Raw genomic sequence first — 24,534 nt, forward strand, 5'->3', positions numbered from 1 at the left:
ACCGCTTGAACGTAAAGAGGAGAACCCATGCCGACAGGTCCAGTTCTTGTTGTTGATTTCGGCGCTCAGTATGCGCAGCTTATCGCCCGTCGTGTGCGCGAAGCCCATGTGTATTCGGAGTTGGTGCCACATTCCATGCCGGTGGAGGAGATGCTGGCCAAGGATCCGCAGGCCATCATTCTTTCCGGCGGCCCCGCCTCGGTGTATGAGCCGGGTGCGCCCACCATCGATACGAAGATTTTTGAAGCAGGCGTTCCCGTGCTCGGTATCTGCTACGGCTTCCAGGTAATGGCGCACGAGCTGGGCGGCGACGTGGACAAGGCCGCGTTGGGCGAATACGGCAAGACCGAAACCGCCATCGATGACGCCGAAGGATTGCTGGCCGGTTCTCCCGACGAGCAGAACACGTGGATGAGCCATGGCGTGGCCGTCAAGCAGGCTCCGCAAGGCTTTGAAGTGTTGGCGCATACCGCCGGCGCTCCGGTTGCCGCCATGCAGGATCCGGCCCGCAAGCTGTACGGCGTGCAGTGGCATCCCGAAGTCAAGCACACGCCGATGGGGCAGCGGCTTATCGAAACCTTCCTGCACGAGTGCGCCGGGCTGGGCGAGAACTGGAACCCGGACAGCATTATCGAAGACCAGGTTGCGAAGATTCGCGAACAGGTTGGCGACGCTCAAGTCATCTGCGGCCTGTCGGGCGGCGTGGATTCCGCAGTCGCCGCGGCTCTGGTGCATAAGGCCGTAGGCGATCAGCTGACCTGCGTGTTCGTTGACCACGGCCTGCTGCGCAAGGGCGAAGTCGAGCAGGTCAAGCACGATTTCGTGGAAGCCACGGGCATCAAGCTTATCGCCGTCGACGCGGCCGACGAGTTCCTGACGGCGCTGGAGGGCGTCAGCGATCCGGAACGCAAGCGCAAGGTCATCGGCGAGAAATTCATCCGCACGTTCGAAAAGGCACAGCGTCAAGTCATCGAAGAGGCCGGCGCGAACGGCAAGGAAGTGAAGTTCCTGGTGCAGGGCACCTTGTATCCGGATGTGGTGGAGTCCGGCGGCGGCGACGGCGCGGCGAACATCAAGAGCCATCACAATGTGGGCGGCTTGCCGGATGATCTGAAGTTCGAGCTGGTCGAGCCGCTGCGCACCCTGTTCAAGGACGAAGTGCGCGCGATCGGCCTGCAGCTGGGCTTGCCCGAAGAAATGGTGTGGCGTCAGCCGTTCCCCGGCCCGGGACTGGGCATCCGCATCGTGGGTGAGATTACCCGCGAACGTCTGGATGTGCTGCGTGAAGCCGACGCCATCGCTCGCGAAGAGCTTTCCAAGGCCGGATTGGACCGCGATATTTGGCAGTGCCCCGTGGTGCTCCTGGCCGACGTTCATTCGGTGGGTGTGCAGGGCGACGAGCGCACGTATGGGTCGCCGATCGTGCTGCGCCCCGTCAGCTCCGAGGACGCGATGACCGCCGATTGGTCCCGCGTGCCTTACGACGTGCTGGCTGCGATTTCCACGCGCATCACCAACGAATGTCGTCAAATCAACCGCGTTGTGTTGGACGTCACCTCCAAGCCGCCGGCAACGATTGAGTGGGAATAATAACGGAGCAAGTACTGTAGCTCATTAGGCGCACTGCTTATAACGGCGGTGCGCCTTTTGTGCTTGTGCGCCGGATTTTCACACTGGATAAACAAGCCTCAATCAACATATGACGAGGTGATTGAGAAGTACGTGGAGATGAATGTTGCGCACCCCTTCCGGGAGGGGAACGGCAAAAGCGCGCGTATTTGGCTTGATGCCATACTTAAGCGGGAGTGGGGAATGGTGGTCGACTGGAGTCTTGTGGACAAGGAAGACTATCTTTTCGCCATGGAACGCAGCCCTGTGCGCGACACCGAGATAAAGGCGCTGCTCAAGTCCGCTCTCACCGATGCTGTGGACGATCGACAGGTCTACATGAAGGGTATTGACGCGAGCTATCGTTACGAGGGTTACGCCACCTACACGATGGGCGAGCTGGATTGCTAGCATCTCCACAACGCATCGCTGGAAAAACCATCAGATACCTAGTCACGTTTCTACGGCGAAACTTCGTCGTCGAGCATTCCGTTGGTGGCGGCATTTTTCGTGTTGCCTGGAGCATATGCAGGTCGGACATGCGTTCCTCGACATAACTCGACTGATTGGCCATGTAGTCATCGTTCAAAAATAATGTGTATATGAGACGGATGTTGCTAACTATTTTTCCTCTCTTGTTTTATCTAGTAAAAAATGCTATTTTCTCAGTTGGACATATGGTATGCATGGTGCATAGTTGTTCCGGTGAAGAAGGATGATGGGAAAGGATGGGTAGGGCCGTGTCGAGATTCCGTCTGTTGCTTGCGACAACCCTTGCGATTTCGATGATGATTCCAGCTGCGTTTGCTCAGGGGGCGGAGAACGTAAAGCTGCAAGTAGGCAAGGAATTGGACGGTGCTGAGACCTCATCCAACATTGTGCGCCCGAAGGCTGTAACCGCAGCTCCGTCTTCAGATGTGGATGTCGTCATTGACGAGAGTTCCTTCCCTGATCCGGTGTTCCGCAAATGGATACTGAATTCCTCGCACCTCAATGGCATTGGCGCTGATGGTGTGCTCACTCGTTCTGAACGCGAACAGGTGAAATCCATTGAGGCGAAAAATATGGGGATTGCCAGCATCAAGGGTATTGAATTGTTCCCGAATCTCATCATGCTCAATGTCGAGGGCAATCGTCTTACGCAGGCCGACCTTTCGGGAAATCCACACCTCAAGAACATATACTTGCGCAATAATCAAATCACCAGCATCGATTTTTCCCACAACACCGAGCTTGAGTTCATTGAGATTTTTGATAACAAACTCAGCGACGTGGACGTGTCGATGCTTCCAAAGCTCAAGTTCGTGCATCTTGATTACAACAACTTGAAAGTGATTGACATCAGTCATAACACTATGCTCGAAGACGATGGCTTTGTGGGAAACAACAACCCGTTGGAAAAAGTTATTTTGCCGAAGATTGCGGGTCAATCTTTTGATACCTTCGTCATATCCGAACTCAACACCTATAAAGGGTATTCGAGCACTCTGCCTGAATGGTATACGACGCCGGATTTCCAAGAAGGAACAGGATTCGTTCCTTCGATCAAATCGGAACGCGAATACCAGCCCTTTGATGGTCAGACCCTCTATGTGAAAAGAACCCCCAATACCTATACGATACGTTTCGACGCCAATGGCGGTAAGGGAACGATGGACGCGGTTTCTCGCGCCTGGGATGACGGAGAGAAGGCTCTGCCTCGGAGCACCTTCACGCGTACCGGATATCGCTTCATGGGATGGAGCGCCACACGAAACGCAAATACTCCTACGTATAGCGACGGGCAGGCAGTTGCAAACATCGCAGGAGCGAAGGAAACAGGAGATAGTATCACGCTGTATGCACTTTGGGAGCCCAACACCGAATTGTCCGGATATTTCCGTGCGCAGCTGTCGTCTACGCAGCGTTCCATGTATGACAGCGTTGTCTCTCAGTTGGATAAACTTACGGATCCGCTTAATCCGGGCGTCGTTCGTGTGAGCGTTCCAAATGGTGAGGAACAATCACTAGAGAAGATACTGTTTGCTGTATTTCGTGATCATCCCGAGTGTTTTTGGGTCGATGCCTCGAAATTATCATGGAAAGCATCGGGCGAGAGGCAGTACCAACTGGACTTGAAATATCGGAACACACCGTATTTTGTGCAGGGTTTCGATAAACAGAATCTTGGCTCATACCGCTCGCGTTTTGACGATGCGGTTTCACGGATTGTTAAAGATGCTCCTATCGACCCGGTACAGGCTATACGGTATTTCAATGCATGGCTTGCAAATAACAACGTGTACAACCCTCAGGGTCTTGGTGCTTCAGGGTTTTCGCGTACCGCGGCAAGCGCCTTACTGAGTGCGAACGATTCCGGTACTGCTCCGGTGTGTTACGGTTACGCGAGCGCGATGAAAGTGCTCTTGGATCGTGCGGGTATCCAGAACGCCTATATTGAAGGTTGGGCATGGAATGGTTCAGTGGCTTCCGGACAACAGCATGCTTGGAATTATGTTCAAATAGGTACGTCGTGGTATGCCGTAGATCCCACGTGGAACGATCCGGCTCTTGCCTCTGCGTCGCCGCTTGAAACTTATCTTCTTGTCGGTAGCGATACCGTGACCACTCCGGCGCTTACAGGTCGCGAACGGTTCGCGCAGAACCATGATTCTTCGCAGAGTCCGGCGGTGCGACTTGGCTTTTCCTATCCTGTGATTGCGACGAACGCATGCCCTGAAGTGGCTAATGGGCCGTTTGAGTTGATCGGCTCATCGGGGACAACTCGGTATGGGACGTTGTCTGTTGCACTGGTGGCAGCGCGTGCGGGGGATACGATACGACTTTGGAGTGATGCAAAAGGACTGCTTCCCCTTACCGTTTCCCGGGATATCAGCATTGATATGAACGGTCATGAGATTTCATGTTCGTCCAATGTTGCGATTCGGGTAGTCAAAGGTAGTTCTTTGCATTTGACAAATTCTGCTCGTAGCAAGTCCCTCGTCATTTCCCTTTCGTCGAGCGCGGTGGAGAATGCTGGGACATTGTCAATCGCCCCGGGCATCGCCGTCTCAAGTCAGACGGGTACGACTCATGCGATCTCGGGAAACGAACCAGTGTGGGATCCGCACACATTCGTACGTACCGCGGCCAACGGAATGTCCGTAGAGTCTTTTGCGGTGAAAGAACCGTTGTCGCCGTCGTCAGGAACTGCTGACATATCATCTGTTGGTGAGACTGTGAAGGATTTGACCGGTTACATCAACGCGAAAGGTAAACCAAAACTCGAGGTGCATATCGATCATATCGATGGAACCCAAGAGACGATTCCGCACGATGAGCTACCCTCGCATGTGTGGACGTTTGAGCACGGCGTGGGGAATGCTCAGCCTTCGGACATGCTCCGTTGCGGTACGTATTCATTCAAAACCGTGCTATTCGGATACCGTTTGCACTATACGATATTGGTGACTGACGCTGTCTTGGACCGGATTATTGATGAAGGCATGGCACAGGCGAGCGGGCAGGTGGAACACTTGCGCGAGCAGCAAGCCTCGGGGGCGGTGACCAACTACGACGTCATGCATGCTCAGCGGCTGCTCGACACCGCCAGGAACGCTCTTGGTAATGTGTCATTCCGACACGAAGCGGAGATGATAGTGGAGAAACTGTCTGCTGATCTTGCCGCGATTCCAACGGTGCATGGACGTGCTGCATTAATGGCATCACAGTGGCGCGAGACGCATCGCGATGCCCTATCGCGCATCAGTGCAGGCTTGGTTGATCTGCGCAATGCTTCCATTGGCCTGCAGTTGGCGTCATCGGCGCTGGCTGGCTCTGAACTTGATGCCTTGTCAAGTTCTTTTCCTGCCGATATGGATACGGGCGACCGTATTGTGGTGGTGACTGAAATGCATCGCCAGATTGCACAATCCATGGATGGGTTGCGTAGGCTGCATGAGGCTTGCGTCTGGGCGGATAATGCCGCATCGGTGATGTCCACGCTTCCCTCGCCAGTGACTCATGCGCATCTGGCTGCTTTACGCGCATTGCTCGAAGGGTTTGATGCCTTGGACGCACCTACCCAGCCCTTGATTGCTCAGACCGATATTCATGAGATACGGTTGTTGCTGCAGGCCGCACAGACCGACGCTTACCCCCAAGGGAGCGAGACCAATCGTCCGAGTGATCAAGATGAGATGCATCTTCCTGCGCATGCGGAGCGGACTGAAGATGTCGCGCCTGCTGGCAAGCCTGGTTTCCCACAAGCTTCTGATTCGAGAATCCACAATGGCGTTTCGAACGATCCGACATCGCTCGATAAACAATCTAAGACGACGATGCCGCAGAACACGCTTGAGGAACCGAACCGAGGTTCGGCACCCAAAGCTCCGCTGGCGCAAGCGGATAACAAGTCCGGACACATAAGTGATGCACGTGATGAGTGGTGGCTGTTGCGTATTATCGCTGTCATATTGAGTGTCGGATTGGCTGTAGCGATTACGGCCGAGATTGTATTCAAGAAGCGGCGTAGCGATAACGCGACGGGACGATAGGCAGATTAATGAGGACGCAGGAGGGCTGAGGAGAAAAATCTCTTCAGCCTTCCTGCGCTGTTGCTGCACAAGCTGCATGAGCGCTTGTATGCAGGGGTTGTTATTGCGAGGTATCTACAGCAAAACAGACAAATCTGTACGCATAATGCCACATGAAAACTGCTGTAGACTGGTTGAGTCGTTGAACCAGAAAGGGGCCGATCTCATGGAAGACACATTTGAGCTCTCTGCGCGTAAAATGCAAGATAACGGCATGAGCGATATGGCGATCTCCCAGTTCCGTAGATTGTATGATGTGTGGCGTCAGGGAGAGACTGGCGCGTGGATTCGTGAATCCAGCGTAGAACCGTTGACCAATGTGCCGAGTTTCCATGATGTGTATGAAACCATCGACCACGAGCGCGCGGCGCAGGCATTTGCCAAGACAGCCTTTTTGAAGCTTAACGGCGGTTTGGGTACGTCGATGGGGTTGGCATGCGCCAAGTCGTTGCTGCCGGTTCGTCGCCATAAAGCGAAGCAAATGCGTTTCATCGACATTATCATTGGGCAGGTGCTTACCGCGCGCAATCGTTTGCATGTGCCATTGCCGTTGACGTTTATGAATTCGTTCCGCACTGCGCAAGACACCATGCAGGTGTTGGAGTCTATGCCGCAAGTGCGCTGTGAGGGGATTCCTTCGCAAATTATTCAGCACGTCGAACCCAAGATCGCGGCGGCTACCGGAGAGCCGGTGAATTATCCAGCCAATCCCGATTTGGAATGGTGTCCTCCCGGGCATGGCGATGTGTTCTCTACGATTTGGGAGTCCGGCTTGCTTGATGCTTTGCAGGAACAGGGCTTTTCATATTTGTTTATTTCCAACTCGGATAATTTGGGCGCGCGTCCCTCGCGTACGCTGGCGCAATATTTTGAGAATACCGGGGCTCCAATTATGGTGGAGGTCGCCAAGCGCACCGAAGCTGACCGCAAGGGTGGCCATATTGTACGCGATAGGGCCACGGCGCGTTTGATGCTGCGTGAGATGAGCCAGGTGCATGAGGACGACCGAGACTGTGCGCAGGATATTGCGCGGCACCCGTATTTCAATACCAATAGCATGTGGATTCGCATTGACGCTTTGCGTGCCAAATTGCAGGAGTATGACGGTGTATTGCCGTTGCCGGTGATTCATAATCGCAAAACCGTTGACCCTACCGATCCGACGAGTGAGGAAGTCGTTCAGCTGGAGACGGCTATGGGGTCGGCGGTGAGCTTGTTTGATGGTGCGATTTGCGTGCAGGTTGATCGCATGCGGTTCCTGCCGGTCAAAACCACCAATGACTTGTTCATCATGCGGTCTGACCGATTCCATCTTACGGACTCCTATGAGATGGAAGATGGGAACTATATCTTTCCTAACGTTGAGCTTGATCCTCGCTACTACCGCAATATTCAGGACTTCAACGAGCGTTTCCCGTATTCGGTTCCCTCGCTTGCGGCCGCCAATTCGGTAACCATTCGTGGAGACTGGACGTTCGGACAGAACGTGGTGCTGTTCGCCGATGCGGTGCTGAACGACGAAGGCCGTCCCAGCTATGTGCCCAATGGTGAGTATGTCGGCCCGCAGGGCATAGAACCGGACGAATGGATCTAATGGTGCCTAGCGGATGTTGTCGCACATGCAGTAATGGTTGCCGCAATGTTCGCTAGGCACGAAGAAAAGCAACTGATTTTGCAAAAATGAACGTACCGATAGAAAAAACCCTTTACTATAGAAGGGTACGCGTGCGGTAAGCCGCACCTATATCGGAACAATAACGATACGTGAGGACTGATGGCAGAGGGTAGCAACGGCAGGCGGCGGTTTTCGGACAAGTGGGGTAAGCACGAGCTTGACGTGCTTGCGGTGTTGTCGTCCGCATTCCCGCAATGGCTGACGTCCCGTCAGATTGCGCAGCGCGTCAAGGCGTATGCGGATTCTTATGGCGAACTGGCGGATCAGGCCGCAAAGGCGGCATTCGCCAAACAATTCCAGCGTGACCGCGCCAAATTGGCGGCGATGGGTATCGCGATTGAGTCTCGCCAGCCGGAGTATTCGTCGAAGTCCGAGGGGCAGGATTTCGCATCGTATCGTCTGCAATTGGGGGACGAGCCGCGCGTGCGCCTGCGCTTTGAGCAGGATGAATTGCCGGTTTTGGCGGCGGCTAATTACTTGGCGCGTTCCATGTCGATTTCTTCCATGCCGGCCCAGCCGCAGCAGACGTCGCGCACCGCTCCTCGTGTGCCACAGACGCCTATTCCCGGATTGGGACTTGATTCCATCGCGCCGGGACTTGGCACGCAGACGTTGCCCGATGACTTGGTAAAAGTGATTGATTCGCGTCGTTTCGCCGCTACGGTTGACGTGGATGGCGAACTGCTGAACGTGGCATATGAGGATGCCGACGATTTGGCGATGTTCGTGTTGGAACATCCAGGTGCCAGCATTGTCAGCCCGCAGGAGGCCGTGGACGCGTTCCATCGTCGTTTGACCGCTGCATGCGAATTCCAGTTGGCCGACGAATCAGTCTCGAAGCAAGGCACCGCGGTTTCGGCGCCGTCTGTCGAGCGCGAAGGCGAGATGGACGATGAATTGGCCCAAGCCCAGCCTAAGAAGGCCGCGTCCTTCCAGACTGGCAGTGAAGTCGACCGGCGCTTGCGGTTGATGCTGTTCCTTTCCGCGCATTTGGGCGAAGAGTTTTCGCTCGATGAACTGGCGGAACGCTTTATTGGCACGCCGAAAAGCGACGATGAGCTCAAGAAGTACATTGCCGTCATTCATAAGGACATCAATACGCTGACAACCGTGTCCGACGATGGGGAGATGGCGGGAAGCCAGTTCTTTGACATTGATTGGTCGTTGTTGGATGCCGAAGGCATTGTGTCTGCGACGAATTCGCTGGGCTTGGAGCGGTTGGCAGGCATCTCTCCGCAGTATTTAAGCATGCTTACGGCTTCGGTGAGCTACTTGGCTCATTCACCGTTGCTGCCTGACCAGCAGCGCGAACAGGCGGAGTCCCTGTACACGAGGCTGCGCCAACATGTTGAGCCTGGGCAGACGCCGTGGTTGAGTCTGACCGGCTATGAAGTCGAGCCGCGCAGTTTCTCCATCGTCAAGCGCGCCATTGCTACCGGCGCACTGGTGGATATGGAATACACCGATGGCGCGGGACGCTTGCGTCGCAAGCTGGTGGCTCCCGCCAAGATTTATGTGGATGAGGGCGTGTATTACGCGGCCATGTGGACGGATGTGGCCGATGCCGCGCCGGACGACAAGATTGCTTTGGTTGCCAAGGACACGACGATTAACAAGGCCAATGGCAAGCCACGCATCTGGCAGGTGCTGCGCTTGGCCCGCATCGAGCATGCCGAGCTGGTCACTCCGGTGCGTGCCATTGAAATTCCGGATGTGCCCGTAAGTGAATTGCGCAAATGGAGCTTTGACAATGCCACGGCCGCCGTATTCATTACCGACCAAACCGATCTGCCGTTTATCGATACGCTATCCGGCGCTACGGTTGAGCCGTGCGGTGTGGGCAAGAAAGTTCATGTTACCGTGGCTTCGGATTCATGGTTCGTGGCATTCTGCATTGCGCATGCCCGTCATATTACGGCTGTGGCCCCCGAAACGTTGCGCACGATGATGGTGGCACGCGCCCAACGCGAGCTGAGCGTCGGCCAGCTGGATGCCACCGATGGCGAGGCATAAACCATGCCGTGGTGGATTTGGCTTCTGTTGGTGCTCTTCATGATTGCCATGTTGGTAATCGGCGTGACATATGTGGTGATGCATGCTTTGGCGGCCTTGCGTTCCGTAGGCCAGACTGGTGCACGCTGTGGCGAGCGGTTTGCCGCCTTGGATCACCAGGATGAAGCCGAGCCACCGGTTGATCCGTCGTTTACCATGCCGCTGCAGCACACATGCGAGCGATACGTCCAAGCTCATGCCGAGGTGATTGCCCGTCGCCAACGCAAGCGTGATCGGCATGTGCAACTGTGGTCCGCATGGCGTCACAAGGATTGGTGATTGCCCGGCCGCGCATGTGATTGCCGTAGGCTGGCACGCCATGGTTGGACGTGATGATAGTTCGGAATGAATGGGGAGTACGATGACACATCATCGTCGGCATCGTCAACGCGAGACGCCGAATGCGGAGCTTGATCCACAATCCGCTGCCGGACGATACGCGGCGTTTCGCCGTCGTCAGCGCGAACAACGCACGGTGGCCCACCGATTTGTCGACACGCTGCCGTTTGCCGTCGACGATTTTCAGCGGCGGGCCATCGACGCTTTGGAAGCCAACGATAATGTGCTGGTTGCCGCTCCGACAGGAGCCGGCAAAACGGTAATCGCCGATTTTGCGGTATTCCTCGCGCAAGAACATAATGTCAAAGCTTTTTACACCACGCCCATCAAGGCGTTGAGTAATCAGAAATATCAAGATCTTAGCGCAGTATATGGTGCCGATCGTGTTGGATTGCTCACGGGCGACACCTCCATCAACCCGCAAGCGGATATCGTGGTGATGACCACGGAAGTGTTGCGCAACATGCTGTATGAACATTCGCAAGCGTTGCAGGCTCTGCGGTACGTTATTTTGGACGAAGTGCATTATTTGGCGGATCGTTTCCGCGGCGCGGTCTGGGAGGAAGTCATCATCCATCTGCCTGCTCAGGTACGGGTGATCGGCTTGTCGGCCACGGTGTCCAACGTGGAGGATTTCGCCCGATGGATCGAATCCGTACGCGGAAAAACCACACTGGTGGTCAGTGAACATCGACCGGTGCCGTTGGAACAGCATATTCTGGTTCAGCAAGACGAACATACCGAACCCGAACTGCTTGATGTATACCGCCGCGACGCGCAAGGCATGCAGACCAGCGCTGTGAACCCTACGGTGGAAAGCCGTCTCAATCAATTGGAACGCAGTGCTGCACGGCGCGATATGTCGGTCAAACGTCACGGCAAGCATCGTTCATCTGGCAAGCGGGAGTATACGCGTCGCCCACAGCGATATACGCCCCGGCGCTGGGCGGTGGTCGATGAGCTGGATTATCTCGATATGCTGCCTGGCATTTATTTTGTATTTTCGCGCAATGGTTGTGACCAGGCCGTCGAGCAGTGCATGAATGCTGGATTGTCGCTCACCAATGATGAGGAACGCGACCGTATTCATGATGTCGTGGACGACATGGTGCGCACGCAGCTTGTCGAAGGCCAGTTGGACCGAGACGATTTGCGGGCACTGGGATTCCACCGTTTCCGCTACGCCTTGGAGGAGGGGTTCGCCGCACACCATGCTGGCATGATTGCGCTGTTCCGCCATATCGTTGAACGTTTGTTCGCCATGGGTCTGATCAAAATGGTATTCGCCACCGAAACGTTGGCCTTGGGTATCAATATGCCCGCACGTTGCGTGGTGGTGGAACGTCTGACGAAATTCGACGGCACCGGACATGTGGACGTGACACCGGGGGAGTACACGCAGCTCACTGGCCGTGCGGGGCGTCGTGGCATAGATGTGCTGGGTCATGCCGTGGTGGTGGATCATCCTGAGTTGGTGCCGCAAACGGTGGCGGCATTGTCCAGCAAGCGCGTCTACCCCTTGCATTCGAGTTTCCAAGCCACATGCAATATGGCGGTGAATCTGCTGCATGCAAGCGATTATGCGACGGCACGTACCACCTTGGAACATTCCTTTGCCCAGTGGGAGGCCAACGCATCGGCGTGGCAATTGCAAGCCCGCATCGACACCTTGCAGCATGCGATTGACGGCTACGAACAGGCGTTTGCCTGCGAATATGGCGATATGCGTTCGTTGATGCGTATCAGGATGACATTGTCGGATATGGAGAAGCAGGAACGCCGCCGCCTCAAGCATCGTATGTTTGCCTCGGCCAAGGAACGATCGGCGGCATTACGTGATCTGGACCGCCGCATTGGCGAACTGCGCATTGCGGAACGTGAGCATCCGTGCCATGCATGTCCCGATTGTGCCCGGCATCTGACGTGGGGGCATCGTTGGGCGCGTGAAATGCGTGAGTCGGAACGGCTGCGGCAGCGGTATGACAGTCACACCGGTTCGGTGGCCCGCCAGTTCGAACGTATCTGCACGATGCTGCATCGGCTGGGCTATGTGCAGCTGGAGCAGGTACAAGGTTCCGAGGAACCTTCGTACACGCTTACGCGACATGGGCAGTTGCTGCGCCGCCTGTACAGCGAGCATGATGTGCTGCTGGCGCATGTGCTGCGTTCGGGTGCGTTGAGTGGTCTGAACGCGGAGCAGTTGGCTGCGGTGCTTTCCGGTTTGGTGTACGAGGCGCGGCGCGGGCAGCCTTCGGGAACGCCACGCCACTGGCCGGGGGGCGAGCGAGGTGCGATTGCACATACGGTTGCCGTTATCGGCGATATTGAGGAACGCATTGCCATCGAGCGCGAAGACGCTGGCCTGCCGATGGATACCGAGTTGGATTTCGGCATGGTCGATGTGATGTATGCATGGGCCAATGGGCAGGATTTGGCCTCGGTGTTGACAGGTACGGAACTTACCGGCGGGGACTTTGTGCGGTATGCGAAGCGTTTGGCCGATGTGCTGCAGCAAATCGCAGTGACACAGGATTGGTTGGATGATCCGTCATTGGCCGAAACCGCCCGTCAAGCGCAAGCCCGCGTGAATCGCGGTGTGGTGGCATACAGCGGGTTGGATCAGGATGTGACCTAAACACGTGCATATCGTGCGCTTGGGAGGGAATAAACCACTCGTCCGAACTGTTTTGTAGCGTGGGTATCAGGAATATTCAAGGAGGCAAGAGGATATGGCGGAACGCAGTCTACGCGGTATGAGCATTGGCGCCAAGTCGTTGGAATCCGACGACAATGTTGATTTCGCGGCGCGCAACGACGTGGCGTATGTATGTCCCAAAGGACATCGCACTATTTTGCCGTTCGCCGAAGGTGCCGATGTTCCGGGCGAGTGGGAGTGCCGTTGCGGTGGCATTGCCAAGCGCGAAGGGGAAGGCGAGGACGAGGCCGACGATCTGAACAAACCCACCCGCACGCATTGGCATATGCTCTTGGAGCGTCGTTCCGAAGAGGAACTTGCCGTCTTGTTGGAAAAACGTTTGCAGATGCATCGTGAGGGTTGGATTCCCGATTACGAGTAAATCCATAGCATAATGCCGGCGTGGCTTCCTATTGCGCCGGCATTATGCATGTATGCCACGGCATCCATCGCAGATACGACAAAACCTACAGGGGGAGAGGTATGAACGTAGTTATGAGCCAGCACGATGAGCGTGCGCCACGGCGTGTGGTGCTCTTGGATTTGGATGGCACGCTCACCCAGTCACATGTAGGCATTATCGCTTGCGTCGTCAAGGCTTTTGAAGGGTTGGGGTTGCCGGTTCCCGATGATGACGAATTGCGACGTTTTATTGGTCCGGCGATTATTGAGTCGTTACGTCGCAATCATGTTCCTGAAGAGGATTTGGAGCGCGGTGTGGCGATTTACCGCGAATATTATGCCAAACGTGCGGTGTTTGACGATCCGAATGCTCCTGGAGAACTTGTGCCGGGCCGATTGGTCAATACCGTATATGACGGCATTGAAGAACAGTTGCGCACCTTGCGTGCCGAAGGGTATTATCTGGCCGTGGCTACGTGCAAGCCTGAATATCAGGCGGTTCCGGTATGCCAGCATTTTGGCTTGGACGCGTTGGTGGACGGCATCTATGGCGCCAGCGAAGATAATTCTCGTCTCGACAAGGATCAGGTTATTCGCTACGCTTTTGACAGCTTTGGATTTGCGCCTGAGTTTGGCGACCGTGCAGTTATGGTCGGCGACCGTTGGACGGATATCGATGGGGCGCGCGTCTGCGGCATCGATACGATTGGCTGCCGCTGGGGCTATGCCGAAGAAGGTGAAATGGAACAGCATGGCGCATATGCCATCGCTGAACGCGTCGATGAGCTTGCTGCAATGATCCGTGCATATTTTGCCGCATAATCACTCATCTGATTCAAACGGTGTGTCATGATCATGGGACTACATATTGTGACATACCATTCGTGAATGTCATCGTCATGTGTAGCTTTGCGACGAAATAGCACAGACGAAATACCCCATGTTTTCCCGTATAAGCATTATGTAGCGCTGATGGCAACTTAGGAACGTCTGCGCAATGCTGCGATAACCACTGCTGTCCTACAGAACTAGATTAAACCGATAATGTACGTTATGTCAGATTAGGACGTTGCATAAACACACCAGCACTCGCATACCCGTTATGATCCCTGAAAAACGCCACTGCTACGTAATACCACCACAGCGCCGCACAATACCATATGTCGCAGGTTTACATAACGTCATAACCACATGATTACCGGGTGTCATCAAATCACGCCGAACGTGACGACTGTCCATGCAGCCGTGCATCCATATGCGCAAACATCGCATTACGAGATTGCCGATGCAACAGCACCAACTGCGCGACAATCAGCCCAATAATGCATACCGCAGACGGCCATGCGGCCCACGTATACCATTGACGCAATGACGCTGGAATCGACGGCCACAGCGCTGATCCGGCAAGATAACAAGCCGAAGCTGCCACCACGGTAGCCAAATGCGCATACACCATCAGCCACGGCATCGGACGGATCGAATCATCCTCATGAGGTTTGCGCAGCGCTCCGCGAGCTACACACATCGCGCAAATATCCAATGAACCGAGCATCGCCACCGCCCACAGTATCATCGGCACATACGCCACCATCATGCACTCCTTACCGCGACACTCGCCACGACTACACTACGACGTCATCGCCGCGCGTTCCTCATGATGTATCGCCAACTTACGCCGCAAACGCGCGGCAGTCAGTTCATCAATGGGACGCCCAGCATGGGCGGAAGAAGTAGCATCAAGTTCAACGTACTCCTCCCCTTCCAACGTCTGCTCGATATGATGCCACAACGAGCTGACGGACACTCCGAACACGGCTTTGCCACTATGCACCAACTCAACCACCTGGTCATTGGACGTGCACTCATGCACCTGCTCACCATCACACATGATGGTGATATGCTCCAATTCGGCGACCGGTCTCTGCGAAAGAAAACCAATGGCCGCCGTCACATTTTGCAAATTGACTCCGGCATCAAGCAGACGCTTAGACACCGCCAAAATCACCACATCTTTAAATGAATACAAACGTCGGGAACCGGATCCATGCGACGGCGTAATGGACGGTTCCACAATTTGCTTACGCGCCCAATAATCCAGCTGGCGATAGGTAATGCCGGCAACCTTGGACGCCACGGCCCCACGGTAGCCACGACGCGGAGCATCGTCCTGTGCTTCGAACAACTCCCCCTGCACTGCCGCTGGCTCAGATTGTCGAGCGTCGACAACCCACAAGTGAGATTGCATATCCATGCCCAGCCGTCCTTTCGCCATCGACATCTCGTCAGCACAAGTCTATCGCTTGCGAAGCCGCGAGAGGATTAGCGCACCACGGCGGATTTGGTGAAGAATACCAGACGGAACTTCCCAATCATAATCTCGTCGCCATTATTCAGCACCGCCTGGTCGACGCGCTGCCGATTGACATACGTGCCATTGAGGCTACCGGCATCCACAATACTGAACTGATTGCCACTGCGGCGGAATACCGCATGCGCACGAGATACCGTGGAATCATCCAGCAAAATATCTGCATGAACGTCACGTCCTGCGGTAACCTCATCCTCATCCAACAAATAGCGTGAACCAGTCATGGCACCGCGCGTGGAAATGAGCAACGCCGCCCCATCGGACAATCGAGCGATCGTATCCATATCCTCCTGGGTGAACGGGCGGTCACCGGTGGAGGTAATGGGAATCGTCACGGCGGGCATGCCGATGATGGTGGTTTCTCCTGCGCTGGGAATCGGATCAGTCATAACAGTTATTCTACCGTCCTTGCATAGCTATATTGCGTAGCTTCTCGAATCTGGTTAATCACCACGTCCTGTGACGTGACGACATCCACCTGTGCTCCATACTTTACCTTGAGCCGCGAACCGATGCCACCGGCAATGTTCACCGCATTTTGCAACGCCTGCGGGTCGCCAATCGCCTTAACCGTATACGGCGCTTTCAACGTTTTGCCATCACACTGCAAACCCGATTTCGTATCGGTAATATACGTTGACGTCACCACACGCACGCTGTTCAGCGCCATCACCTCCGCGCCGGCATTGCGCAACTCCTCGATGAGACTGAACATGGTCGCCGCATCGATATGCTGTTTGTCGCCCTGCGAAACGCGAATCACCACGCCTTCGCCCTGTGCGGGGAGCCGTCCCGAAAGCAATCCGTTCGTCTGCTCGTTCTGCTTGGCGATACGACGCGCCTGCTCCTGCTTGTCGGCAGCGGCCTTCAACGAATTAAGCTGACCGGTAAGCTCGCTTTTACGCTGCTCAAGATTTTGCACCTGGGTACTGGTTTCGGAAATCAGTCGCGTCAGTTCCTCTTCGCTCATGGTCTCATAGGTGGTATTGGGGTTGTTCAGCTGTACCACGATGCCGAAGCCCAGCAACGCGCACAGCACCGCCACCAGCACGCCGGAAATCATACGAGCGCGCAAGGCATGCGCATTCAAGGATTGAGCCACCTTGCGAGGTTTACGCCGCACAACGGGAAACGAACCGGTTTGCGCTTGGTCATTGTGCTCATCCTTGCGCTTTTCGGCACGCAAGGCATGAATGATATCGATGTGATTGTCGTCACGACGCATGCCACACCCCTATCAGCCACGGAAGATGAACCGGCGAATGGCGGACACATTCGAGAAGATGCGGATGCCAAGCACGACGATAACCGCAGTCTGCAACTGCGAGCCGACGCCAAGCTGGTTGCCCAACAGCACCAGCAAGGTCGCGGTGATGACATTGGAGAAGAAGGAAATAACGAATACACGATCCGAGAAGCTGCGCTCGAAATAGGCACGGGCGGCACCCAACAATGCGTCCAACGCCGCCACCACCATAATGGGCAGATATGGTTGAATGAACACTGGGATGTCCGGCTGCACGAACACGCCAATCACCACACCGATAATCAACCCCAACACCGCTGCCATCATTCACTCCTTCGGACGTGACCGGCGTCGTTGGAAACGGCGGCCTGCATCGTAATCGTACTCGATGTCGATACTTGTATGGTAATGCCTGCATCGCCCAGCGCAGAAAGCAGGGCGTTGTCGCGGGTGTCGCGCATGGCTGCTTCCAATGCCGAAGCATCGCCGATCGCATTAATGATGTATGGACTCTGCACGGCCTGCGTACCGACCAAAATAGACTGTCCCGCGGTTCTCACCGAGGTTTGCACGCCAATGCGCTGATCATTGATGGCAATGGCTTCGGCACCCAAACTCCACAGCATGGAGACCATCTGCTGCAAGTCGGCGTCGGTAACCACACGAATCTTGCCGGAGGACGATTCCCTCGGCAGCGAACCATCGGCGCTTACTGACAGCGGATTGGCAACCGTCACGGTGATACCAGGCCCTTGAACCGCAACCGTACCGTTCATCATCGCATCGCGCGTCGATGTGGTGTCGCTTGAGGAGGGAGCCAATGCTTCGGAACGTTGCTGCACGGTGGATGACAGGGTATCAACCTCTTTGGCCAGGTCATCCAGCGTGCGGCGTTGGTTTTGCAAATCGGCGGCCAGACTTTGCCGCACACCTTTGCGAGGATCGGTATGCAGCTGCCGGACGAACAAAGATCCACCAAAACCAACCGCGATGCATGTCAACAGCACGATAATGCGTGTACACCATATCTCCACGGCCGACCGATGACGAACCGCTAACCGCGAATCGGAAAACAACGGGTCCATCGGGCGATTCGTCAAATCATCAATCAGTTGTAGGGAATCATCCGCTCCCCTGCGACGTCGATGTGAATCGGCGACACGAACACCATCCGCATCGGCATGATGGCTATGCAAACCACGCACATCGTAGGAAAACACCGCACGCCGACGCACCGGCAGCCGATCCGAAGGCACCGGAAACGACACGGGCGTAGGCATCGGATCGTCATCACTCATCGGCGCATGCCGTCCTTACGTTCCTGACGAAGCACCGTAATCCCCTGCCGCAGATAGATGTATCCTGCCAGCCAGTAAAGCGCCACACCCCAAATTACCGCCGCCAACGCGGCCAAGTACAGCACACTGGTGGCGGCATTGCTCCATATGCCGGCAAAAATCAACGCTACGATGGCCACCATCAGCACGGCGGTACCCGCTTTGCCAACGAAATGCACCGGCAATGGTCCGTAATCATGTTGTGCGAGCACCAGCACCAGCAAGGCCATAAGAAAATCGCGCACGCCAACCACAATCAGCAGCCACCATGGAATCACCCCGGCCACGCCAAGGGCCAGAATACTGCAGAAGATCAACAGACGGTCGGCAATGGGATCAAGAATCTGCCCGATCTTGCTGACTTGGTTGAAGCGACGCGCGATGATGCCGTCCAATCCATCGGACATGGCGGACAACGCCAGCACCACCAACGCCCACGCCATGCACCGTTGGGCTATCAACCATGCGATGAACGGGATGGAGGCGATGCGCAATAGACTGATGCAATTAGGCACCGTCCACCACACATCACGAGCGTCGGGACTATAGCGCCGACTACGTGTGGATTGCTCGCTCATATCTGCCATTGTCTCACGCCTAGATTCGCGAAGCCTGCAAGGCCGTGACAATAATGCCTCGCGCGCCGACCTCGTACAACTCATCCATCAGACTATTGACCTGGGCGCGCGGCACCATAACGCGCACCGCTGACCACTGCCGGTCATGCAACGGCGAAATCGTCGGACTTTCAAAACCTGGCGTAATGGCCACTGCGGCAGCGACCTTCTCTACCGGAATATCGAAATCCATCAATACATAGCGACGCGCCGTCAGCACGCCCTGAATACGACGCGAAAGCACCACTAAGCGTTCGTCATCCTGTGCAAGACGCGGCGAGCGAATCAGCAAGGCTTCGGAATGCAGAATCGGATCGCCTATGATGCGCAGACCGGCATTGCGCAATGTGGTGCCGGTGGACACCACGTCGGCAATCAAGTCCGCCACACCAAGCTGAACCGACGACTCGACCGCGCCGTCCAAATGGATAATGTCGGCGTGAATGCCCCGTTCACGCAAATAGTCGCCGACCAAGGTGTCATACGAGCTGGCGACTCGTTTGCCGTCAATATCATCCAGCGACATGATGGCACTGTCTTGCGGCGCGGCAAAACGGAAGGTGGATGCGCCGAAACCCAAAGGCATATGTTCAAGCGCCTGCGTGCCGGAATTCAACAGCAAATCGCGTCCGGTGATGCCCACGTCGATTGTGCCGCGGCCCACATAGACGGCGATATCCAACGGGCGAAGATAGAACAACTCGATGTCATTGTCCGGATCTTCGACCACCAGCTGTCGGTCATTGGCCCGCAAACGATAGCCCGCCTCCGCCAGCATGGTCCATGCCGGCTGTGACAGCATGCCTTTATTGGGTACGGCTATGCGCAGCATCCATTCCTCCTTGGTGGCTCATGCGAGCAGATGATATTTACAGATAGCGATACACGTCGTCCAGGGTCAGCCCACGGTCAATCATCATGACCTGAACGTGGTAGAGCAACTGGCTCATTTCTTCCGCCGTACGCTCCTTGCCTTCGTATTCGGCGGCCATCCAGGTTTCGCTGGCCTCCTCGACAATTTTCTTGCCGATGGCGTGGGTGCCTGCTTGCAGTTCCTGTACGGTGAGCGAGCCTTCGGGCTTGCTTTGCGCTTTGGCGGAGAGTTCGGCGAACAGCGATTCAAAAGTTTTCATCGCTTCTCCTTACGCGCGGAACGCAGCCTGGGCGCTATTGCGAATGGAGTCAATGGCTTCGGCCGGATTTTCGGCGCCATACACCGCCGAGCCTGCCACCAGCACGTCCGCGCCCGCCTCCGCCACGATATGCGCGGTGCTGGGGCTGACGCCGCCATCGACCTGAATGCGCGTGGACAGTCCGCGACGAGTAATCTCGTCACGCAGACGCCGCACCTTCGCCATTTGGTTATCCAAGAACTTCTGGCCACCAAAGCCCGGCTCCACGGTCATGATCAGCACCATGTCGAACTCGTCGAGAATGTCGAACAACGGCTCCACCGGTTCGGCAGGACGTACCGCGAAGCATGCCTTGCAGCCCATATCGCGCAGCTGTCGGGCCAAGCGCACGGGCGCATGGGTCGCCCCCATGTGGAAGCTCACGGAAGCGGCGCCCAGACGGGCATATTCGGGAGCCCAACGATCGGGATCTTCAATCATGAGATGGACGTCCACCGGCAGATCGGTTACCTCACAAATGCGCTTGACGATGGGTTCGCCCAGCGTAAGGTTCGGTACGAAATGATGGTCCATCACATCGACGTGAACCAAATCGGCATTGGCAATCGCGTGCAGGTCACGCTCAAGGTTGCAAAAATCAGCGGACAGGATACTTGGTGCAATCTGAATGGTCATGCTTCCTCATTGTATGGAGGGCGAACGACGAGCGAGGCGCGGGGCGTCGCCCGATATTGCCATATGGACAAGGTCACACAAGGCGTTCGGCGCTGGAGGCATCGGCAACATCGTGCCGATTGTCTGGGGCGTCACCTTCCTCGACGCCATAAGCGGTGGACTGAACATACTCGGCCGCACTCGGTTCGGCGTCAAGATTCGACGCTGATTGCGATGCCGGCGAGGACAGCGACATCTCACTCATTGCCGAAGACGATTGCTCGCTGGAAACAGTGCCGGATGGATGCTCCTGCGTAACTGCACGCAGACGATCTTGCCAATACTGCGAGGCATGACCCTTGCGATTGACGATGATGAATGCCACCACACCCAGCACAAACACCGACATCGATACCCACACGTTGATGCGCAACCCCAAGAATTCATGCGAAAAATCAATGCGCAAAGACTCAATCCAAGTACGTCCGGCCGTATACCACATCACGTAAATAGCAAACAGAGAACCGGCACGCAAACGACGCATGGCACGGCGACCAATCCACACGATCAGCGCAGCACCAATGAGATTCCACAGCATCTCATACAGGAAAGTGGGCTGGAATAACGTGCCAGTCGGGCAGGTTGAACCGTCATAGCACTGCTCGTACGAGCCGATCGCACTGCCCGTATTATTCAGCCGCAGCCCCCACGGCAAGGTCGTCGGCGCGCCGTACAGCTCCTGATTGAACCAGTTGCCCAGCCGTCCCACGGCCTGCGCCACCAACAATCCCGGCGCCACCGCGTCGCCCAGCAAGGCCATGGGATACCGATGCCAATGACACCAGGCCCACGCCGCCAACGCACCGAACACGACACCACCCCAGATACCCAAGCCGCCATGCCAAATACGGAACATCTCCACCCAATCACCGCGCGGACCGAAAAAACGTTCCGGGGTAGTAATCACGTGGTATAAACGCGCGCCCACGATGCCAGCAGGCACCGAACACAACGCAATATCAAGAATCTGGTCGAATGTGCCGCCATATCGACGCCACCTCACCGTGGTAATCCACACAGCGAGTACAATACCCGCAAGAATGCACAGTGCATAGAAATGGATATGCAACGGACCGATGGAAAACTCAGAAACCGTCGGAGACGGAATGAACGCTAATGTCATGGTGACGATGGTAGTCGCTGCGGGCGATAAGCACACGCAGCTCCACACATTGCCTTAGGGACGTTCGCCGACCACCACGGCAAGTTCTCCGCCGGTAAGGAAACACGTTCGCTCGCCCGTATGGCAGGCGGCTCCCACTTGATCAACCCGAATGAGCAGCGCGTCGCCGTCACAATCCAGTGCGCACGACTTCACATACTGTGCATGACCAGACGTGTCGCCCTTACGCCAATATTCGCGCCGAGAACGCGACCAGAACGTCACCCGCCCCGTCGTCAATGTACGGCGCAAAGCCTCGTCATTCATATACCCCACCATCAACACGTCGCCGGAGTCATACTGCTGAATGACGGCAACCACCAGTCCGTGCTCGTCGCGTTTGAGACGCCGAGCGATCTCGGGCGGCAAGACGGGCTGATCGTTTACACTGGATGCGGTAGAAGTACCGGATGCATCGCTGTTGAATGGCTTGGCCTGCTTGATTTTTTTCACGTTACGTATTCCTCTATTCGCGTCAATCGCAACTACCATCATCGTTAACGCACCGCGTGGCCGCGAGCTCGCAGAGCATCCTTGACCTGGGCAATAGTCATGGTGCCGAAATGGAACACCGAAGCAGCCAACACGGCATCCGCACCGGCCTCGATAGCCTTGGGAAAATCACTGACCTTACCCGCACCGCCGCTGGCAATCAGCGGTACTGTGGTGACTTCGCGCGCGGCACGGATCATTGGCTCGTCAAAACCATTACCCGTACCATCGGCATCCATGGAATTGAGCAAAATCTCACCCACGCCCAGCTCCTGGGCACGGCGAATCCACCACAACGCATCGATTCCTGTGGCATGACGGCCACCCATAGTGGTAACCTCAAAGCCGGACTCGGTATGATTCTCCCCTTGTTCACGACGAGAGTCAACGGACAACACCAGCACCTGGCTACCGAAGCGCTGCGCAATGCGGCCAATGAGCGACGGATCGTTAATGGCCGCGGTATTGATACCCACTTTGTCAGCGCCGCAGCGCAGCAGCGAATCCACATCCTCCACCGAACGCACGCCACCGCCAACGGTAAGCGGAATGGCCAGCGTCTGCGCTGTACGGCACACCACATCCATCATGGTACGGCGACGGTCGCTCGAAGCCGTCACATCCAAAAACGTCACTTCATCGGCGCCTTGGTCGTAATATGTGGAGGCCAACTCCACCGGATCGCCGGCGTCACGAAGATTTTCAAAATGCACGCCCTTGACCACTCGTCCGGCGTCGACGTCCAGGCACGGTATGACGCGTACCGCAAGTGTCATGGTTCCTCCTTGTTGAGTGCATTGGCAAAAGGCTAGCCTTGACAGGATGATTCCGACGCCCAGCATAACGACACATGGGCTCCGCTCCGTAAGGATGTCCGTTCCGCGGACGAATATCGAGCGGCGAGACAGAATCTGCAGTTGGCGTTACGCCGATTGCTGCTGCCGGCGTTGCGACTTCAGATAGTTGGCCGACAACTGTCCACATGCACCGTCGATATCCTGTCCTCTGGTGTCGCGCAGAGTTGCGGTGATTCCCGCACGATGCAAAATTTCCAGGAATCGACGTTCATCTTCGGGCTTTGAGGCAGTCCATCGAGATCCTTCGATTGGATTGAGCGGAATGGGATTGACGTGCACCCAATCATCGCCGTAATGATTCAAACGCTTCGCCAACTGACGGGCATGCTCGGCCTGATCGTTAATTCCCCGCATCAACGCATACTCGATACTGACTCGACGCTTGGACGCCAGATAATAGTCGTGCGCGGCGTCAAGCACCTGCTGCACATTGAAACGGCGGTTCATCGGTACCAGTTCGTCGCGTAAGTCGTCGTTGGGGGCATGCAGCGATACCGCCAAACGCACCGGAATATGTTCCTCAGTCAGTTTGCTGATGCCCGGCACCACTCCAACCGTGGACACGGTAATGTTGCGCGCGGAAATACCAAAACCTTCCGGCGGCATGGCACTAATCTGGCGTACCGCACTCATGACCGCGCGATAGTTGCCCATCGGCTCGCCCATACCCATAAACACCACATTACTCAAACGCCCCGGTCCTCCGGCAACGTCGCCGTCACGCATCATCCGCGCCGCGACACGCACTTGTTCGAGAATTTCGCCGGTGGACATATTACGGGTAAGACCGAGCTTGCCGGTTGCGCAGAATGGGCATCCCATCCCACAGCCAACCTGGCTGGAAATGCATAACGTGGTTCGCGTCGGGTAGCGCATCAGTACCGATTCGATATGCGCGCCGTCAAACAAGCGCCACAACGTTTTGACGGTGGTACCTTCATCCGCCACCTGCCTGGTTACTTCCGTGATAAGCTCAGGAAACGCCGCCGAAGCCGCATCCTCACGTTGTGCCGTTGGAATGTCCGTAAGTGCTTGCGGCGAGGTTTGCAGGCGCGAGAAATAATGATTGGCAAGTTGTTTGACTCGGAAACGCGGCATACCTCGATCCGTCACCACCTGCACGCGTTGCTCGTCGCTCATGTCGGCAAAATGCACCGGAGGTTTGCCACGACGAGCATGCTCCTTGGACAGCACATCACGGAACGCACCTTGCGTGCCTCCTGGCGTGATACCGGTTTCCGGGGTGTTCTGTTCGTTCATTGT

Annotated in this window: 21 protein-coding genes and 3 pseudogenes; 10 read left to right on the top strand and 14 right to left on the bottom strand. The window is 55.9% G+C overall.

Features of this window, described 5'->3' with window-relative positions; translation table 11 throughout:
* Positions 1-27 precede the first annotated feature (27 nt).
* The 10 genes and pseudogenes from guaA (at position 28) to AC1AWK_RS03435 (ending at position 14,167) form a co-directional block, all read left to right on the top strand.
* A complete protein-coding gene (gene guaA, locus AC1AWK_RS03390; protein WP_476568121.1) occupies positions 28-1,590 on the top strand; it encodes a glutamine-hydrolyzing GMP synthase in 1,563 nt (520 codons plus the stop codon).
* A 117-nt stretch (positions 1,591-1,707) separates the two neighbouring features.
* The gene (locus tag AC1AWK_RS03395) at positions 1,708-2,019 is read left to right on the top strand and encodes a hypothetical protein (RefSeq protein ID WP_476568122.1); all 312 of its coding nucleotides are present in this window, start codon (positions 1,708-1,710) and stop codon (positions 2,017-2,019) included.
* A gap of 629 nt (positions 2,020-2,648) precedes the next feature.
* A complete protein-coding gene (locus tag AC1AWK_RS03400; RefSeq protein ID WP_476568124.1) occupies positions 2,649-6,143 on the top strand; it encodes a transglutaminase domain-containing protein in 3,495 nt (1,164 codons plus the stop codon).
* Positions 6,144-6,348: 205 nt separating this feature from the next.
* Complete coding sequence (locus tag AC1AWK_RS03405) at positions 6,349-7,776, top strand: UTP--glucose-1-phosphate uridylyltransferase (RefSeq protein ID WP_476568126.1); 1,428 nt, start codon at positions 6,349-6,351, stop codon at positions 7,774-7,776.
* A gap of 180 nt (positions 7,777-7,956) precedes the next feature.
* Positions 7,957-8,692: pseudogene (locus tag AC1AWK_RS03410) on the top strand (helix-turn-helix transcriptional regulator); the annotation flags it as partial.
* Positions 8,693-8,766: 74 nt separating this feature from the next.
* Positions 8,767-9,870, top strand: a pseudogene (locus AC1AWK_RS03415) (helix-turn-helix transcriptional regulator); the annotation flags it as partial.
* Positions 9,871-9,873: 3 nt separating this feature from the next.
* A complete protein-coding gene (locus AC1AWK_RS03420) occupies positions 9,874-10,188 on the top strand; it encodes a hypothetical protein (protein WP_476568128.1) in 315 nt (104 codons plus the stop codon).
* A gap of 82 nt (positions 10,189-10,270) precedes the next feature.
* Entirely contained in the window at positions 10,271-12,883 is a 2,613-nt protein-coding gene (locus tag AC1AWK_RS03425) for a DEAD/DEAH box helicase (protein ID WP_476568130.1), read from the top strand.
* Positions 12,884-12,977: 94 nt separating this feature from the next.
* Positions 12,978-13,325 carry an RNA polymerase-binding protein RbpA gene (locus tag AC1AWK_RS03430; protein WP_476568132.1) on the top strand — a complete coding sequence of 116 codons (348 nt, stop codon included), beginning with the start codon at positions 12,978-12,980 and terminating at the stop codon, positions 13,323-13,325.
* A gap of 113 nt (positions 13,326-13,438) precedes the next feature.
* Complete coding sequence (locus AC1AWK_RS03435; RefSeq protein ID WP_476568134.1) at positions 13,439-14,167, top strand: HAD hydrolase-like protein; 729 nt, start codon at positions 13,439-13,441, stop codon at positions 14,165-14,167.
* 391 nt (positions 14,168-14,558) lie between these two features.
* Here AC1AWK_RS03435 and AC1AWK_RS03440 read toward each other — a convergent pair whose 3' ends face one another.
* The 14 genes and pseudogenes from AC1AWK_RS03440 to rlmN all read right to left on the bottom strand — a co-directional run bounded on the left by AC1AWK_RS03440 (position 14,559) and on the right by rlmN (position 24,531).
* Complete coding sequence (locus AC1AWK_RS03440; protein WP_476568135.1) at positions 14,559-14,939, bottom strand: hypothetical protein; 381 nt, start codon at positions 14,937-14,939, stop codon at positions 14,559-14,561.
* Positions 14,940-14,972: 33 nt separating this feature from the next.
* Complete coding sequence (locus AC1AWK_RS03445) at positions 14,973-15,596, bottom strand: MerR family transcriptional regulator (protein ID WP_476568137.1); 624 nt, start codon at positions 15,594-15,596, stop codon at positions 14,973-14,975.
* Positions 15,597-15,664: 68 nt separating this feature from the next.
* Positions 15,665-16,102 carry an FHA domain-containing protein gene (locus AC1AWK_RS03450; protein WP_476568139.1) on the bottom strand — a complete coding sequence of 146 codons (438 nt, stop codon included), beginning with the start codon at positions 16,100-16,102 and terminating at the stop codon, positions 15,665-15,667.
* Positions 16,103-16,107: 5 nt separating this feature from the next.
* The gene (locus AC1AWK_RS03455) at positions 16,108-16,938 is read right to left on the bottom strand and encodes a DUF881 domain-containing protein (RefSeq protein WP_476568140.1); all 831 of its coding nucleotides are present in this window, start codon (positions 16,936-16,938) and stop codon (positions 16,108-16,110) included.
* 12 nt (positions 16,939-16,950) lie between these two features.
* On the bottom strand, positions 16,951-17,283 hold the full coding sequence (locus AC1AWK_RS03460) for a small basic family protein (protein ID WP_476568142.1): 333 nt from the start codon (positions 17,281-17,283) through the stop codon (positions 16,951-16,953).
* Positions 17,283-18,257 carry a DUF881 domain-containing protein gene (locus AC1AWK_RS03465; RefSeq protein WP_476568144.1) on the bottom strand — a complete coding sequence of 325 codons (975 nt, stop codon included), beginning with the start codon at positions 18,255-18,257 and terminating at the stop codon, positions 17,283-17,285. Before AC1AWK_RS03465 ends, AC1AWK_RS03460 begins: the two co-directional genes overlap by 1 nt.
* The gene (locus AC1AWK_RS03470) at positions 18,254-18,874 is read right to left on the bottom strand and encodes a CDP-alcohol phosphatidyltransferase family protein (RefSeq protein WP_476568145.1); all 621 of its coding nucleotides are present in this window, start codon (positions 18,872-18,874) and stop codon (positions 18,254-18,256) included. The genes AC1AWK_RS03465 and AC1AWK_RS03470 overlap by 4 nt, the downstream gene beginning before the upstream one ends.
* A 19-nt stretch (positions 18,875-18,893) precedes the next feature.
* Positions 18,894-19,745, bottom strand: coding sequence for an ATP phosphoribosyltransferase (hisG, locus tag AC1AWK_RS03475; RefSeq protein ID WP_476568147.1), 852 nt, complete (start codon positions 19,743-19,745; stop codon positions 18,894-18,896).
* A gap of 37 nt (positions 19,746-19,782) precedes the next feature.
* Positions 19,783-20,046 (bottom strand): phosphoribosyl-ATP diphosphatase, encoded by a 264-nt coding sequence (locus AC1AWK_RS03480; protein WP_476568148.1) that lies wholly within the window; start codon positions 20,044-20,046, stop codon positions 19,783-19,785.
* A 9-nt stretch (positions 20,047-20,055) separates the two neighbouring features.
* Positions 20,056-20,721: a ribulose-phosphate 3-epimerase gene (gene rpe, locus AC1AWK_RS03485; RefSeq protein WP_476568150.1), complete on the bottom strand. Its 666-nt coding sequence runs from the start codon at positions 20,719-20,721 to the stop codon at positions 20,056-20,058.
* Between the two features lie 289 nt (positions 20,722-21,010).
* Positions 21,011-21,883: pseudogene (lgt, locus tag AC1AWK_RS03490) on the bottom strand (prolipoprotein diacylglyceryl transferase); the annotation flags it as partial.
* 54 nt (positions 21,884-21,937) lie between these two features.
* The gene (gene hisI, locus AC1AWK_RS03495) at positions 21,938-22,291 is read right to left on the bottom strand and encodes a phosphoribosyl-AMP cyclohydrolase (protein ID WP_476569579.1); all 354 of its coding nucleotides are present in this window, start codon (positions 22,289-22,291) and stop codon (positions 21,938-21,940) included.
* A gap of 128 nt (positions 22,292-22,419) precedes the next feature.
* Positions 22,420-23,190, bottom strand: a complete 771-nt coding sequence (gene hisF, locus AC1AWK_RS03500; RefSeq protein WP_476568152.1) for an imidazole glycerol phosphate synthase subunit HisF — start codon at positions 23,188-23,190, stop codon at positions 22,420-22,422.
* A gap of 147 nt (positions 23,191-23,337) precedes the next feature.
* On the bottom strand, positions 23,338-24,531 hold the full coding sequence (rlmN, locus tag AC1AWK_RS03505; RefSeq protein ID WP_476568154.1) for a dual-specificity RNA methyltransferase RlmN: 1,194 nt from the start codon (positions 24,529-24,531) through the stop codon (positions 23,338-23,340).
* Positions 24,532-24,534 lie beyond the last annotated feature (3 nt).

The organism is Bifidobacterium sp. LH_491 (genome assembly GCF_056356495.1).

Coding starts and splice junctions, on each gene's coding strand:
- AC1AWK_RS03470 (WP_476568145.1), bottom strand. CDS start 18,874: ATGAGCGAGCAATCCACACGTAGTCGGCGCTATAGTCCCGACGCTCGT.
- AC1AWK_RS03460 (WP_476568142.1), bottom strand. CDS start 17,283: ATGGCAGCGGTGTTGGGGTTGATTATCGGTGTGGTGATTGGCGTGTTC.
- AC1AWK_RS03440 (WP_476568135.1), bottom strand. CDS start 14,939: ATGATGGTGGCGTATGTGCCGATGATACTGTGGGCGGTGGCGATGCTC.
- AC1AWK_RS03455 (WP_476568140.1), bottom strand. CDS start 16,938: ATGCGTCGTGACGACAATCACATCGATATCATTCATGCCTTGCGTGCC.
- AC1AWK_RS03465 (WP_476568144.1), bottom strand. CDS start 18,257: ATGAGTGATGACGATCCGATGCCTACGCCCGTGTCGTTTCCGGTGCCT.
- AC1AWK_RS03435 (WP_476568134.1), top strand. CDS start 13,439: ATGAGCCAGCACGATGAGCGTGCGCCACGGCGTGTGGTGCTCTTGGAT.
- hisG (WP_476568147.1), bottom strand. CDS start 19,745: ATGCTGCGCATAGCCGTACCCAATAAAGGCATGCTGTCACAGCCGGCA.
- AC1AWK_RS03420 (WP_476568128.1), top strand. CDS start 9,874: ATGCCGTGGTGGATTTGGCTTCTGTTGGTGCTCTTCATGATTGCCATG.
- AC1AWK_RS03425 (WP_476568130.1), top strand. CDS start 10,271: ATGACACATCATCGTCGGCATCGTCAACGCGAGACGCCGAATGCGGAG.
- AC1AWK_RS03480 (WP_476568148.1), bottom strand. CDS start 20,046: ATGAAAACTTTTGAATCGCTGTTCGCCGAACTCTCCGCCAAAGCGCAA.
- guaA (WP_476568121.1), top strand. CDS start 28: ATGCCGACAGGTCCAGTTCTTGTTGTTGATTTCGGCGCTCAGTATGCG.
- AC1AWK_RS03405 (WP_476568126.1), top strand. CDS start 6,349: ATGGAAGACACATTTGAGCTCTCTGCGCGTAAAATGCAAGATAACGGC.
- hisF (WP_476568152.1), bottom strand. CDS start 23,190: ATGACACTTGCGGTACGCGTCATACCGTGCCTGGACGTCGACGCCGGA.
- AC1AWK_RS03450 (WP_476568139.1), bottom strand. CDS start 16,102: ATGACTGATCCGATTCCCAGCGCAGGAGAAACCACCATCATCGGCATG.
- rlmN (WP_476568154.1), bottom strand. CDS start 24,531: ATGAACGAACAGAACACCCCGGAAACCGGTATCACGCCAGGAGGCACG.
- AC1AWK_RS03430 (WP_476568132.1), top strand. CDS start 12,978: ATGGCGGAACGCAGTCTACGCGGTATGAGCATTGGCGCCAAGTCGTTG.
- AC1AWK_RS03445 (WP_476568137.1), bottom strand. CDS start 15,596: ATGGATATGCAATCTCACTTGTGGGTTGTCGACGCTCGACAATCTGAG.
- rpe (WP_476568150.1), bottom strand. CDS start 20,721: ATGACCATTCAGATTGCACCAAGTATCCTGTCCGCTGATTTTTGCAAC.